15 protein-coding genes are annotated in these 13108 nt (G+C 57.8%); 5 read left to right on the forward strand and 10 right to left on the reverse strand.

The window, feature by feature from the left end; translation table 11 throughout:
• Positions 1–2: 2 nt before the first annotated feature.
• Positions 3–752 (forward strand): YebC/PmpR family DNA-binding transcriptional regulator, encoded by a 750-nt coding sequence (locus tag DHN10_RS10435; RefSeq protein WP_108815277.1) that lies wholly within the window; start codon positions 3–5, stop codon positions 750–752.
• A gap of 88 nt (positions 753–840) precedes the next feature.
• Here the strand turns inward: DHN10_RS10435 and DHN10_RS10440 are convergent, their stop codons facing one another.
• Positions 841–1380: a 5-formyltetrahydrofolate cyclo-ligase gene (locus DHN10_RS10440; RefSeq protein ID WP_108815278.1), complete on the reverse strand. Its 540-nt coding sequence runs from the start codon at positions 1378–1380 to the stop codon at positions 841–843.
• A complete protein-coding gene (gene mgtE, locus DHN10_RS10445) occupies positions 1380–2753 on the reverse strand; it encodes a magnesium transporter (RefSeq protein WP_108815684.1) in 1374 nt (457 codons plus the stop codon). Before mgtE ends, DHN10_RS10440 begins: the two co-directional genes overlap by 1 nt.
• Positions 2754–2852: 99 nt before the next feature.
• Here mgtE and guaD point away from each other — a divergent pair, with 99 nt between their 5' ends.
• Positions 2853–4142, forward strand: coding sequence for a guanine deaminase (guaD, locus tag DHN10_RS10450; RefSeq protein ID WP_108815279.1), 1290 nt, complete (start codon positions 2853–2855; stop codon positions 4140–4142).
• On the opposite strand, the gene DHN10_RS10455 is transcribed toward guaD, so the two are convergent.
• The 4 genes from DHN10_RS10455 to DHN10_RS10470 form a co-directional block, all read right to left on the reverse strand.
• Positions 4139–4618, reverse strand: coding sequence for a CAP domain-containing protein (locus DHN10_RS10455; RefSeq protein ID WP_108815280.1), 480 nt, complete (start codon positions 4616–4618; stop codon positions 4139–4141). The genes guaD and DHN10_RS10455 overlap by 4 nt on opposite strands.
• 69 nt (positions 4619–4687) lie before the next feature.
• Positions 4688–6031 (reverse strand): 8-oxoguanine deaminase, encoded by a 1344-nt coding sequence (locus tag DHN10_RS10460; RefSeq protein WP_108815281.1) that lies wholly within the window; start codon positions 6029–6031, stop codon positions 4688–4690.
• A complete protein-coding gene (locus DHN10_RS10465; protein WP_108815282.1) occupies positions 6024–6833 on the reverse strand; it encodes an inositol monophosphatase family protein in 810 nt (269 codons plus the stop codon). The genes DHN10_RS10460 and DHN10_RS10465 overlap by 8 nt, the downstream gene beginning before the upstream one ends.
• Positions 6834–6905: 72 nt before the next feature.
• A complete protein-coding gene (locus tag DHN10_RS10470; RefSeq protein WP_108815685.1) occupies positions 6906–7277 on the reverse strand; it encodes a helix-turn-helix domain-containing protein in 372 nt (123 codons plus the stop codon).
• 319 nt (positions 7278–7596) lie between these two features.
• On the opposite strand from DHN10_RS10470, the gene DHN10_RS10475 reads away from it, so the two are divergent.
• Complete coding sequence (locus DHN10_RS10475) at positions 7597–8556, forward strand: NADPH:quinone oxidoreductase family protein (RefSeq protein ID WP_108815283.1); 960 nt, start codon at positions 7597–7599, stop codon at positions 8554–8556.
• On the opposite strand, the gene DHN10_RS10480 is transcribed toward DHN10_RS10475, so the two are convergent.
• On the reverse strand, positions 8546–9424 hold the full coding sequence (locus tag DHN10_RS10480; protein ID WP_108815686.1) for a LysR family transcriptional regulator: 879 nt from the start codon (positions 9422–9424) through the stop codon (positions 8546–8548). The genes DHN10_RS10475 and DHN10_RS10480 overlap by 11 nt on opposite strands.
• Positions 9425–9538: 114 nt before the next feature.
• Here DHN10_RS10480 and DHN10_RS10485 point away from each other — a divergent pair, with 114 nt between their 5' ends.
• A complete protein-coding gene (locus DHN10_RS10485) occupies positions 9539–9760 on the forward strand; it encodes a DUF1127 domain-containing protein (protein WP_108815284.1) in 222 nt (73 codons plus the stop codon).
• 153 nt (positions 9761–9913) lie between these two features.
• The gene (locus tag DHN10_RS10490; protein ID WP_108815285.1) at positions 9914–10690 is read left to right on the forward strand and encodes a Bax inhibitor-1/YccA family protein; all 777 of its coding nucleotides are present in this window, start codon (positions 9914–9916) and stop codon (positions 10688–10690) included.
• A gap of 148 nt (positions 10691–10838) precedes the next feature.
• On the opposite strand, the gene DHN10_RS10495 is transcribed toward DHN10_RS10490, so the two are convergent.
• The 3 genes from DHN10_RS10495 to narJ are packed head-to-tail and all read right to left on the reverse strand — an operon-like array spanning position 10839 to position 13108.
• A complete protein-coding gene (locus DHN10_RS10495; RefSeq protein WP_108815286.1) occupies positions 10839–11636 on the reverse strand; it encodes a peptidylprolyl isomerase in 798 nt (265 codons plus the stop codon).
• Between the two features lie 5 nt (positions 11637–11641).
• Positions 11642–12388 (reverse strand): respiratory nitrate reductase subunit gamma, encoded by a 747-nt coding sequence (narI, locus tag DHN10_RS10500; protein ID WP_108815287.1) that lies wholly within the window; start codon positions 12386–12388, stop codon positions 11642–11644.
• Positions 12389–12400: 12 nt separating this feature from the next.
• On the reverse strand, positions 12401–13108 hold the full coding sequence (gene narJ / locus DHN10_RS10505; protein WP_108815288.1) for a nitrate reductase molybdenum cofactor assembly chaperone: 708 nt from the start codon (positions 13106–13108) through the stop codon (positions 12401–12403).

A 13108-nucleotide genomic window follows, 5' to 3' on the forward strand; every position in this document is an offset into this window, starting at 1 on the left:
ACATGGCTGGCCACTCCAAATGGGCGAATATTCAGCACCGCAAAGGACGGCAGGATAAACTGCGTTCCAAGCTGTTTTCCAAATTGGCCAAGGAAATCACGGTTGCCGCCAAGATGGGCGACCCTGATCCTGACAAGAACCCCCGTCTGCGACTGGCGGTGAAAGAAGCCAAATCCAGCTCCGTCCCCAAGGATGTGATCGACCGCGCGATCAAGAAATCGCAAGGCGGCGATGCCGAGAATTATGATGAGATCCGCTATGAGGGGTATGGCCCCAATGGTGTCGCTGTCATCGTTGAGGCGATGACCGACAACCGCAACCGCACTGCGTCAACCGTGCGGTCGACGTTTTCAAAGAACGGCGGCAATCTGGGCGAGACCGGATCGGTTGGTTTCATGTTCGATCGCAAGGGTGAGGTGGTCTATCCCGCATCCGTTGCCGATGCGGATACCGTCATGATGGCGGCGATTGAGGCGGGTGCAGAAGACGTTCAAAGCGACGACGAGAACCATGTCATCTATTGCGCGGATACTGACCTGAACGATGTGTCCAACGCGCTTGAGGCAGAGTTGGGCGAGAGCACGACCACCAAGCTGATCTGGAAGCCAAATTTGACGACTGAGGTCGATATTGATGGTCTGACCAAGCTGATGAAGCTGCTGGATACGTTGGAAGAAGATGACGACATTCAACGAGTGACAGCGAATTTTGAAGCCTCTGAAGAGGTGATGAATGCCTTCGCTGAAGGCTGAACCTGATTGCACGGTCTGAGGGGGCGCTGCCCCCGCCGCTGTGCGGCCCCCCGAGATATTTTTGAACAAAAGAAAATGGGATGTTGCGCTAAGGCGTGATGATCCCGTTTTCAGTCACGATCAGGTCAAGCGGTTGATCTGTCGGCTCAAGCGGGAGATCAGTGTCTTCCTGCGCCTGATAGGCAAATCCGATGGCCATCGTCGGTTGCGCGGCACGTAGTTTCTCAAGCGTCCGGTCATAGAACCCGCCACCATATCCCAGACGCCCGCCTGTCCGATCGAACGCCACCAACGGCACCACCACAATTTGCGGCGTCATCCATTCGCCGCTTTCGGGGATCATCGCCCCAAATTCGCCTTTGATGAGCGCGCATCCCGGTTCCCACAGCCGGAACCGCAGCGGTTGCCCTGCTCCGATGATCACTGGCACGCCGACCGGCCCGTGGGCCGCGGATTCTTCCATCGCCGGTGTTGGATCAATTTCGGTCCGCATGGCCATGTAGCCCGCCAATGGCACACCGCGATAACCAGCGAGGACCTCGCTTAGGTAGCCAGCGGTTGCACCGCCCCTTTCATGCGCAATCTTGCGCCGCGCAAAGGCGGCCGTGCGTGCTGCAGATTTATCCATCAAAGTAACCACGCTGCGGCAAGGCCCAGAAAAACAAAGAAACCAACGACATCAGTCACGGTTGTCACAAAAGCGCCAGAGGCCAAGGCAGGGTCGATCCCGATTTTTTCCAGCGCAACAGGGATCACAGTGCCGGCGAGACCTGCAATGACCAAATTGATCACCATCGCCACCGCAATCACCAGCCCCAGCATTGGCGAGCCGAACCAGACGACGCCCACAACGCCCATCACAATTGCAAAAATGGTCCCGTTGATTAGCCCTACCAAGACCTCGCGTCGGATCACCCGCCAGACGTTTGCCGTGGTCAAATCGCGGGTCGCAAGCGCGCGCACGGCCACGGTCAGAGATTGTGTGCCTGCATTGCCCCCCATTGAGGCCACAATGGGCATCAAGACGGCCAGTGCGACGAGGCCGGCAATCGTTTCCTCAAAGAGGGAAATGACCATTGAGGCGAGAATGGCGGTGACAAGGTTGACTGCCAGCCAGGGAAAGCGCTGGCGCGTTGTCTCAATCACCCGGTCAGACAGGCTGCCCTCGCCGACACCGGCCAGACGCAGGATGTCTTCCTCGGCTTCTTCTTCCAGAAAGGCCATCGCATCGTCGATTGTGATAACGCCCACAACCCGGTCATCATCGTCCACCACCGGCGCGGTGATCATGTGATAGTGGTTGATTGCCTGTGCCACTTCTTCAACGTCCTGTTCGACGTGGAACGTGCGGAATATGTCCTCGGTCAGGTCTTTCAAAGCCATGGTGCGCGGGTGGCTTAGGATGCGACCAAGCGTGACATAGCCCACGGCCTTGAGCCGAGGATCAACCAGAATGATGTGATAGAATTGATCCGGCAGGACCACGTCAGAGCGTAGATAATCAATCGCCTCGCCCACGGTCCAATGCTCTGGCGCGCGCACCAGTTCGGATTGCATATGGCGGCCTGCGGATTCTTCGGGGTAGGTAAGCGCCTGTTCGACAACAACTCGGTCGCCCGCTTCCAGGGCTTCAAGAACTTGTTCCTGCTGGGCGTCGTCGAGGTATTCGACCAGATCGACGACATCGTCGCTTTCCAGATCGCGCACGGCTTCAGCCAGTTCTGAGGGCGCAAGCTGTTCGATCACCTCTTCGCGCAGGTTTTCGTCCAGTTCCGACAGGACGTCACCATCAACGCCCCCTGACCAGACGGTCAGCAGGTCGCGGCGGTCGCGGGCGTCGATTTGTTCAAGCAGGTGGGCGATGTCGGCGGGGTGAAGCGGGTCAAGCAAAGCATGGATCGAAATGGGGTCTGCGGCCTGAACGGCCTCCATCACATCGGCAACCAGTCGGTCGGTGACGCCGAATGCTTCGTCTTCGGTGGTGGTTTCTGCCTCGGCCATGCGTCCCCCTGCTGCTTTTGCAACATAGTCCATTGCCACAGCGGCACAACGCAGATTTCTGCGATTTACCCCGCGCCAGCGGCAGCATAGGTTCGTGATATGACAATGCAGTTACTCTTGGGCCAAACCTTGGGCTTTTCCGGCAATCCCCTGACGGGCGATTGGGCCGACGCCGTGCAGTTTGACAGCACAGGTGGCGTGTTGATTGATGGCGGGCAGATCATCGACGTTGGCAATGGCCCCGCCTTGCAAGCGGCGCATCCGCAGGCGCAAGTGACCGATTATGGCGACGCGCTGATCAGTGCGGGTTTTGTCGATGCACATATGCATTATCCCCAAACCGGGATGATCGCCAGCTGGGGCAAGCAGCTGATTGATTGGCTGAATACCTATACGTTCCCCGAAGAATCGCGCTTTGGCGATAAGGCCTATGCTGACGATGTGGCCGGGAGCACGCTTGATCTGGCATTGGCCCATGGCACCACGACGCTGACAAGTTTTTGCACGATCCATCCCGAAAGCGTTGATGCCTTCTTTGAGGCGGCAGCGGCGCGCAATATGGCAGTGATTGCGGGCAAGACCTGCATGGATCGCAATGCGCCTGATACATTGATCGATACGGCCCAGACCGCCTATGACGACAGCAAGGCTTTGCTTGAGAAATGGCATGGGCAGGGTCGCGCGCAATATGCGATCACGCCGCGCTTTTCGCCGACATCGACGCCCGATCAACTGGCCGCCCTTGGTGCGTTGTGGGCAGAGCATCCCGATTGCCTGATGCAGACCCATCTGAGCGAACAACACCCCGAGATTGCTTGGGTAAAAGAACTGTTCCCCGATGCCCGCGATTATCTGGATACATACGAGGCCTTTGGCCTGCTAGGCGAACGTGGCCTTTACGGCCATGCCATCCATCTGGACCCGCGCGAGATTGCCCGGCTGGCAGAGGTTGGCGCCGCCGTCGTCCATTGTCCGACGTCCAATACGTTTATCGGCTCTGGCCTGTTTGATGTGATGGGGCTGGCAAAGTCCGCGGTCTCTATCGGATTGGCCACGGACACTGGCGGTGGTTCGTCTTTTTCAATGCTGCGGACGATGGCCGCTGCCTATGAAATCGGACAGCTACGCGGGGTTGCGTTGCATCCCGCCCAGTTGATGTGGTTGGCCACCGAAGGGTCCGCTGATGCGCTCAAGATGTCGGGTCAGATCGGGCATCTGGGTGTCGGTGCCATGGCCGATATCACTGTGCTTGATTTGCAATCCACCGATGCAATTGCCCAGCGCAGTGCGCGGGCCGAAGGGATTTGGGATGCGCTCTTTCCGACCATCATGATGGGGGATGATCGGGCGGTCCGCGATGTCTGGATTGCTGGCACGCGGCAGGTCTAGCAGCCCGACGACAGCTTCAATACCCAGATGTCGCCTGCCCGGCCAAGCCCAAAGAACGTGTAATCACGGCCCAGCATGTTGCGCCGGTGTCCACTTGAGTTTTGCCATCCGGTAAACACCTCTGCTTCGGACGTTTGCCCAAATGCGATGTTCTCAGCCCCAGACAGGATTGTGCATCCGGCACCCGCAGCGCGTTGGCCGAAGGTTTCGCCATTGGGGCCGTTGCGCGCACGGTGTGAAAAATAATTGCGAGCGCGCATGTCTTCGGCATGGGCCTGTGCGGCACGGGTCAAAGCAGCGTTCGGCTGCATTGATCCCAGCCCTTGGCTCGCGCGAAAGCTATTCAGAATTTGCGTGAAGGATGCAGATGACGGCACCGCTGTGGGAGCCGCCCGCGCCGAAGACATCGGCGCAGGCGGAGTGGTGGTGCATGCAGCAAACAGGGTGAGGACCGTCGCAGCAAAGAGAAGTTTCATTGTGGGCCAATCGACAAAGGTGGGCGATTGATCCCAATTGGGGGCCGAAAAGAGGCAAAAGTTTGACGGCTATCCACGCTCGGCCAGTTTCCGCGCAAGTGCATTCTGGCGTGCGATCGTCTTGTCCATATCCAGCGTCTGCATATGTCCGTCATACACGATCTGGCGCCCCTCGACATAAAGAGCCGATACCTTCGCGGGCCCCGCCAACAACAGCGCTGCCGGATCCCAAGATCCGGCGTTCTCGACGCATTGCGCATCCCAGATCGCCACGTCGGCGCGTTTGCCAATGGCAATTTGCCCGCAATCATCGCGTCCCAGCACCTGCGCCCCGCCGCGTGTGGCGATCTCTAGTGCTTCGCGCGCTGACATGGCGTCTGCCCCGCTTTGTACCCGCTGCAGCAGCATCGCCATGCGGGCCTCTCCGGCGAGATTGCCGATGTCATTGCTTGCCGACCCATCCACGCCAAGGCCCACAGGTACGCCTGCGTCGCGCATCCCGCGTATCGGAGCAATCCCGGAACCCAGCCTGCAATTGGAACAGGGGCAATGGGCAACGCCCGTCCGCGAGCGCGCAAAAAGGTCGATTTCCTGCTCGTCAAGTTTCACGCAATGGGCATGCCAAACGTCATCGCCGGTCCAGCCTAGATCTTCGGCATATTGGCCGGGGCGGCACCCGAATTTTTCCAGTGAATAGGCGATGTCCTCGTCATTTTCGGCCAAATGGGTGTGCATCATCACACCTTTGTCACGCGCCAAAAGAGCCGCATCACGCATCAAGTCACGGCTGACCGAAAATGGGCTGCAGGGGGCAACGCCGACACGCACCATGGCACCGGGGTTCGGGTCGTGGAACGCATCGATAACGCGAATGCTGTCTTTGAGGATGGCGGCCTCATCTTCGACCAGCGCATCTGGCGGCAGGCCTCCATCGCTTTCGCCAATGCTCATTGCACCGCGTGTGGCATGAAACCGCAGACCCACTTCGGATGCGGCAGCGATGGTATCATCCAGCCGCGCCCCGTTGGGGTAAAGATAAAGGTGGTCCGATGTCATGGTGCAGCCGGACAGGGCAAGTTCAGCCAACCCTGCTTGGGCTGAGACAAACATCTCTTCGGGGCCAAACCGCGACCAAATCGGATAAAGCCGTTGCAACCAGCCAAACAGCAACGCATCCTGCGCGCCCGGCACGGCACGGGTCAGGGTTTGGTATAGGTGGTGGTGTGTGTTGACCAAGCCGGGGGTGACGATCTTGCCTGCTGCGTTGAAAACCTCTGCGTCGCCCCCCACAAGCCCCTGACCGACAGCAGCGATGACGCCGTCACGGATCAGAATATCCGCGCCGTTCAGCTCTGCGCGGTTATCATCCATCGTCAGGATGACATCGGCGTTTTGGATCAACGTATCAGTCATTCATCGCCTCTTTTATGATGGTCAGAGCCTCGGCATGTATGTCGGGATTGGCCGCGGCAATCGCTTGGCCACCTGCATGGGCAGGTCCACCTGTCCAATCCGTCACTATACCGCCTGCCGCTTCTACCACAGCGATGGGCGCTTGAATATCATAGGCGTTGAGCCCGGCTTCGATCACCAGATCAATTTGGCCTGCGGCCAGCAAAGCATAGCCATAGCAATCCATGCCATAGCGGGTCAGGTTGGCACGTGACGCAACCGCCTGAAAGGCCGCGCCTTCGCTCATGGTGCCAACTTCGGGAAAGGTCGTCACGACGGTCGCCTCTGCCAAAGGACGTGCCGCGCGGCATCGAAGCTCGGCGCTGCCCATCGGTCCGGTGACTTGGGACTGACCAAAGCCACCAAGAAACCGCTCAGCGATATAAGGTTGGTCAATGATCCCAAAAAGCGGCCCAGTGTCATCAGACACCGCGATCAGCACACCCCAGGTCGGAGTGCCGCTGATATAGCCACGTGTGCCATCAATAGGGTCAAGCACCCAAGTGAGCCCCGTGGTGCCCGCCTTATGCCCGTGCTCTTCGCCCAGAATCGCATCATCGGGACGTTGGGCGACCAAAACGGCCCGCATCGCCGCCTCTGCATCGCGGTCGGCAATCGTGACCGGGTCAAAGCCGCCTGTCTCTTTGTTTTCAGAGGTCAGTCCAGCGCTGCGAAAATGGCGTAGGGTGACCGGCCGTGCGGCATCGGCCAAAGCATGCGCCACGCGGATCAGTTCCGCGTGGGTTGAAGGGTCAACATGCATGGGGTCGTCCTTCTTGCGACTTGCGTTGCCCTTGGCGGTAGCCCGACGCAAACAAGGAGGTCAAGTCTTTAGCTAAGCGGCTTCGCTTAGAACGCGCGCCAGATCGAACAGGCGACGGCGCTGATTTTCTGGGATCGCATAGTAAGAGCGCAGCAGTTCCAGCGCTTCTTTGTCTGTCAGGATATCACCGGGCAGATCAGATGCGCCAGCTTCTCCAGTTTGCTCTGCCTCTAGACCTTCGAAGAAGAAAGAAACGTCCACGCTCAATACGTTAGCGATATCCCATAGGCGGGAGGCGCTGACCCGGTTCATACCGGTTTCATATTTCTGGATTTGCTGGAACTTGATGCCAACTGCCTCAGCAAGCTGCTGCTGCGTTGTGCCATTCATCCAACGGCGATGACGAATGCGTTTTCCAACATGGACGTCAACTGGGTGTTTCATACTACTATCCTCATCATGCCGAAACCTGACGCACAGCGCGACAGAATTTGGGTTTACCCACACACCAAAATAAAAAAACAAATTGAGGGCGTGCTTGAACACGTCCATGACTATTTCAGACAGAACACGCAACGGTTGCAGCGCCCATCCTGCCCTTTAGGACAGGTTTAGAGCGCGCAATTACTGCCAGCCCTGCCCAAAAGTACAGGCCAACGTTAGCATGGTTTTTGCAATGCGTGAAGCGAACAAGGTGAACAGGAGTCTGTCATTTTGACCTGATGGTAGTTAACAGACTCTCACCACAAAGGATTCGACCCACATGCGCGCTTTTCAAATCTCCTCATACGACAATGCCCCACAGTTAAAGGACGTTCCGGTCCCAACCCCAACTGAGGGTGAGGTCCTGATTGAGATCGCAGCCTGTGGGCTGAATTTCGCCGATCTTCTTATGGCGACCGGCACGTATCAGGACACACCACCCCCACCATTCACGCTTGGGATGGAAGTAGCAGGGACCGTGACCGCCCAAGGCCCCGGCGTTACCTCACCTGCGGCTGGCACACGCGTTGTCGTTTTTGGCGGTCAGGGTGGAATGGCCGAACACGGTGTTTTTCCGGCCGCCTTGTGCCGCCCCATCCCAGACAGCATGGATGATGCAACCGCCGCCGGGTTCATGGTGGCATATGGCACGTCGCATCTGGCACTGACGCGGCGCGCGCAGTTGCAAAAGGGCGAAACGCTGCTGGTGCTTGGTGCTGCGGGTGGTGTTGGGCTGACAGCCGTGGAAGTCGGCAAGGCAATGGGGGCCACTGTCATCGCCGTGGCCCGTGGCGCCGATAAGCTCGCCGTGGCCAAAGCCGCGGGCGCCGACCACCTGATCGACAGCACAACCGATGACATCAAAGCCGCTGTCAAAGCCCTCGGCGGCGCCGATGTGGTCTATGATCCGGTTGGCGGTGACGCTTTCAAGGCCGCTTTGGGTGCCTGCAACCGCGAAGCCCGTGTCATCGTGATCGGGTTTGCCAGCGGCGACGTCCCGCAAATCCCCGCAAATATCATTCTGGTCAAGAACATCACTGTCATCGGGTTCTATTGGGGTGGCTATCTAAAGTTTCATCCTCAGGCACTGACCGATAGCCTTGCCGAACTGATGCAATGGCATGCCGAAGGCCGCCTTCAGCCGCACATCAGCCATACGGTCCCCTTGGCGGACGCCGCTGACGCACTGGAACTGATGCGCTCTCGCAAATCGACGGGCAAAGTGGTGGTTACGCCGTAAGTAGCTGCGGTACTGCTCGGGGGGTCGCATAGCACTGGCGAATAATGTCAGCCATAGCGACACTTGCGTGATCTTCGGGGCGCAGCACATAAAGATTGATGTTCTGCGGTGGCAGTTCGGGCAGCGCACCACCATGATCGATGATCTCGGTATGGGGTGGCAGGCTGCCTTCTAAGGCGACATGCACGGCCAAATCCGCGCTCACTGCTGCCTCAACCGCGTTATCAAGCTCGGAATCGACCGCCATCGACCACGCCACCTGCCTTTCGTTCAGCGCCTGCAACACGCCACCGCGAAAAATGCAGTTACTACAAAAGGCGACGGGCAACGGCTGTTTGCGCCAGGCATTACCATTCAAAGCGCCAATCCAAAGGAGCGGCAGTTCAACGAGCACCTGTCCTTCGGGGCCACAATCCTCTTCCGTGGTCAGGATCAGATCGACCTCTCCCCGGCCAAACATCTCTAGCAGTTTGCGCGTTGGGGCCGAGATCAGCCGCACCTGCATCCGTGGAAAGTCTGCGGCAAAGCGTTTCAGCACCGCAGGCACAACCGGATAGATAATGTCATGCGGCACACCCAAGCGCAGCTCGCCCTCAAACTCTGTCGCGGTGAGACGTTTGAGAATTTCATCATTGGTCTTGAGCATAGAACGGGCGTAGCCCAGCAACTGCTCTCCGGCCGGGGTCAACGCGATCGTGCGGGCAGATCGATCAAGCAGCGCCACATCCAGTGATTCTTCCAGCCGCTTGAGTTGCATCGAAACGGCGGACTGGGTCAGGTTCAGCATGCCCGCCGCGCGGGTCACCCCGCCAGCATCAGCAACAGACACGAATGAGCGTAGGGCGGTCAGATCAAGATTTCTGGGCATATCACATTCCTTGATGCAAGCATTCAAAAGTATTCATTTTCATTATGTCATGATGGCCGCTACATATCAAGCATCAACATATGAAATGCCGATTACATCACAAAGGGGAATGACATGAGCATCTCAGTCCAAACACAAGCAGCCCACGTAGCATGCCAGCCAAAGCCCCGGTCGATCTGGGCACGTCTAGGACAGGTTTTTGCAGTGCGGCGCCAGCGCCAACACTTGCAGATGCTGGACGAACACCTGCTCAACGACATCGGCGTGACCCGTTCCGAAGCCCTTCAAGAAGGGGAAAAGATGCCCTGGGATGCCCCGGCACACTGGCATCAATAACGCGCAAATGGGCGGGAGCTGCGACAATCCCGCCCAATTTCATCAGAATTACCGCTAACGGCACCGTTCGACCTTGAAAAAACGGCCCCACCTGCCAATATCTGAGCCAAGGATGCCGTCTTGCGGCGCCACTGTTTCAATCTGGAGGTCGTAATGGCTCAATTTGATAGCGTAAGAACGGTCGGCGGTGTACGCACGGCCGAAATCGACGAGGGTCTGCGCGCCCACATGAACAAAGTCTACGGCACGATGTCCGTAGGCATGTTGATTACTGCACTCGCTGCATGGGCAATTTCAGGTCTAGCAACAACAACTGATCCGTCGCAGGCCGTCGCTCAATTGACCAACGGCACGATGCTGACAAATCTGGGTGGTCTGATTTACGGCTCACCGCTGAAGTGGGTCATCATGTTTGCACCTCTTGCGTTTGTTTTTGGCCTGAGCGCCATGATCAACCGCATGTCGGCCGCAACGGCGCAAACGGTCTTTTACGCCTTCGCCGCAGTCATGGGGCTTTCGCTTAGCTCTATCTTTCTGGTCTACACAGGGTTCTCGATCATTCAGATCTTCCTGATCACAGCGATCTCATTCGCGAGCCTGTCCTTCTGGGGCTACACGACCAAGAAAGATATTTCTGGTTGGGGTTCATTCCTGATCATGGGCGTGGTTGGCCTGTTGGTTGCCATGATCGTCAACATCTTCCTGCAGTCTGATGCCATTATGTTCGCGATCTCGGCAATCGGCGTGCTTATCTTTGCGGGTCTGACTGCTTACGATACGCAGAAGATCAAGAATGATTATGTTGCACACGCGGCACATGGCGACAGCGAATGGTTGGGCAAAGCCGCCATCATGGGCGCATTGAACCTCTATCTCGACTTCATCAATATGTTCATCTTCCTGCTGCAATTGTTTGGCAGCCGCGAGTAACGTCGCAAACCGTTGATCGACAAAAAGCCCCGCTTGACGCATTGTCAGGCGGGGCTTCTTTTTTGGTGTTCTCAATGTGTCGCTGATATCGGCCTGAACGACCGGATTCGCGGACCAGCGCGTGTTCAATCCGCTATCCCATCCAAGGCTAAACCGGTTTAAGATCGGCACCAGTGATCTTGGCTGATGCAATCAGACCGGCAACGAAGGTGCGCGCGTTTTGTGCCCAGCTCGCCTTCTCCATGGCGTCCGCGATCTTGGGTTTGACCGCCTCAAATGGCAGAACAGCCCCCAATGCGACCGCATCCATACGCACGATGTGCCAGCCATGGCGGGTCAGGATCGGTTGGGAGGTGATCTCGTCCTCTTGCAAGGTGCGCAGGATGGCTTCGAACTCTGGCACGGTGTCGCCCGGCCCCAGTTGACCTAATGTGCCCCCCGATGATTTGGACCCGCAATCGCTTTCTTGCGATGCAATCGCCGCAAAGGTTTTGGCGTCTTTTCTGGCCATGGATACCAACGCCTGCGCACGGTGCATTGCCTTGTGTTTGGCCTCTGCATCCCTTGGATCGCAAGCGCAAAGGATATGCGACACCTCCCACAGGGGCGGCGCCCTGAACCGTTCCGGGTCTTTGGCCCATTCGGCACGGATTGCGTCGGCGTTGGGCGCTGTGCCCTCAACAGCGTCTTCCAGAACACCCCTGATCAGGGCCTCTTCTTGGGTTTCAAACTTACCGGGGGCCACCTCTTGGGGTGCAGCCTCCAGCGCGCGTTTCTTGGCCTCTTGCAACAGCAGAGTGCGGATGACGACCGCGTTGGCCGCCTTGCGCCAGGCGATGCCCGGTTTGCCAGCCGGCGCATCGTGGTTTTGGGTCTCAGCCGCCACCACAGTGTGGGGCACCTGTTCGCCATTGACGATAAGATCGGGGAAAAGTGCTGCGTTCATGGTCCTTACTCCGCCGGTGTTGTTTTGCTGTCGCGCTTGGGCAGTGGCTTGCCACGACGCGTCCGCACGATCTGATAGCCGGGACGCATGAGATAGCGGAACGGTGCAGCAAAGCCGGAAACCATGTGGACCAGCCGCGAGAACGGGAAAAGCGCGGTGATGATCAGACCAAGAAAAATGTGGAGTTTATAGAGCCAATGCACGTCTACCACAGTGACCCAGGCGTTAATGTTCCATGTGACGATACTTTGTGACCAGCTCATAAAGCGGACCATTTCGGACCCGTCCATATGTTGCAGGGTCTGCGTGATAGTCAGCAAGCCGATGGCCAGTTGCAGCCAGATCAGTACCATGATGGTGATATCCATCCAGCTGGATGTGGCGCGGATGCGCGGCTCTGTCAGGCGGCGATGCAACAGCAACGTACCCCCGATCAGCGCGGCAACCCCTGCTGGACCACCAATGATCACCGCCATCCATTGTTTGAGCGCGTAAGGCACGCCCAGCGCATCCAACACCCAGACAGGTGTAAACAGCCCCACAAGATGGCCAAAGAAGATCGTAATGATCCCCACATGAAACAGGATTGATCCCCACATCAGTTGCTTGCGTCGCAACAACTGGCTGGAAGAGCTTTTCCACGTGTATTGATCGCGGTCATAGCGGGCAATGCAACCGATCACGAGGATCGTCAGCGCCGCATAGGGCATGATGCCAAAAATGATGAAGTTGATATCGAGGTTCGAAAACATGTCTTTGTCTCCCTATTCGGCAGCGTGGTGCGCAGGTGGAGGGTTCATCGGCAAATCCATCTGGGCGAGCATTTCGCGCGCTTGCGGACAGCCCGCGTTGGGGTCAGGTCCAAAAAGCACTTCGCTTTCCTCCCAGACCTCGTCCAATGCCTCAAGATCGGTGGGATCATCGTCAGGCAGCGCCAGCATCTCGGCGACGGCCTCTTTGTCGGCCTGCACACCGGCAAGCTGCAAAAGGCTGACGAACACGGCACCATAAGGACTTTCCCGCCGGATCAGCCGGGCGTTCAAGGCCTCAAAGATATGAGCCGCGTCCGCCAGAGTGTCCTGCGCCACCAGAGGGGATCGTGTGGACAGGAATTCCAGCAAAACAGGCAAGTGATCAGGTAGCTCTGACGTCACCGGATCAAACCCGCCTTCGCGGTAAGTTTCGACCAGTGACACCATCGCCCCACCCCGGTCACGGCTTTCACCATGCACGTGTTCAAAGAGGTTTAGCGACAACGTGCGTGACCGGTCGAAGAGCAAAACAAATTGCTCTTCGAGGTCATAGATGTCGCGCGCAGCCAGTTCTTCTACCAGCGGGCGCAACGCCCGACGCGCTGCTGCTGTCAGTCGCGTGTCCGAGGCAAGTACGCCGCCAATTTCGGGCATCGCCTCTTGCAACTCGCGTGTCGGGTAACTCAGAAGAAGTGAGAATGCTTTAAGAGTACGGTCCAT

The sequence above is a fragment of the Loktanella sp. Alg231-35 genome, from assembly GCF_900143545.1.
In the GTDB taxonomy this organism is placed as follows: Bacteria; Pseudomonadota; Alphaproteobacteria; order Rhodobacterales; family Rhodobacteraceae; genus Yoonia.

Coding starts and splice junctions, on each gene's coding strand:
- DHN10_RS10435 (WP_108815277.1), top strand. CDS start 3: ATGGCTGGCCACTCCAAATGGGCGAATATTCAGCACCGCAAAGGACGG.
- DHN10_RS10440 (WP_108815278.1), bottom strand. CDS start 1,380: ATGGATAAATCTGCAGCACGCACGGCCGCCTTTGCGCGGCGCAAGATT.
- mgtE (WP_108815684.1), bottom strand. CDS start 2,753: ATGGCCGAGGCAGAAACCACCACCGAAGACGAAGCATTCGGCGTCACC.
- guaD (WP_108815279.1), top strand. CDS start 2,853: ATGACAATGCAGTTACTCTTGGGCCAAACCTTGGGCTTTTCCGGCAAT.
- DHN10_RS10455 (WP_108815280.1), bottom strand. CDS start 4,618: ATGAAACTTCTCTTTGCTGCGACGGTCCTCACCCTGTTTGCTGCATGC.
- DHN10_RS10460 (WP_108815281.1), bottom strand. CDS start 6,031: ATGACTGATACGTTGATCCAAAACGCCGATGTCATCCTGACGATGGAT.
- DHN10_RS10465 (WP_108815282.1), bottom strand. CDS start 6,833: ATGCATGTTGACCCTTCAACCCACGCGGAACTGATCCGCGTGGCGCAT.
- DHN10_RS10470 (WP_108815685.1), bottom strand. CDS start 7,277: ATGAAACACCCAGTTGACGTCCATGTTGGAAAACGCATTCGTCATCGC.
- DHN10_RS10475 (WP_108815283.1), top strand. CDS start 7,597: ATGCGCGCTTTTCAAATCTCCTCATACGACAATGCCCCACAGTTAAAG.
- DHN10_RS10480 (WP_108815686.1), bottom strand. CDS start 9,424: ATGCCCAGAAATCTTGATCTGACCGCCCTACGCTCATTCGTGTCTGTT.
- DHN10_RS10485 (WP_108815284.1), top strand. CDS start 9,539: ATGAGCATCTCAGTCCAAACACAAGCAGCCCACGTAGCATGCCAGCCA.
- DHN10_RS10490 (WP_108815285.1), top strand. CDS start 9,914: ATGGCTCAATTTGATAGCGTAAGAACGGTCGGCGGTGTACGCACGGCC.
- DHN10_RS10495 (WP_108815286.1), bottom strand. CDS start 11,636: ATGAACGCAGCACTTTTCCCCGATCTTATCGTCAATGGCGAACAGGTG.
- narI (WP_108815287.1), bottom strand. CDS start 12,388: ATGTTTTCGAACCTCGATATCAACTTCATCATTTTTGGCATCATGCCC.
- narJ (WP_108815288.1), bottom strand. CDS start 13,108: ATGGACCGTACTCTTAAAGCATTCTCACTTCTTCTGAGTTACCCGACA.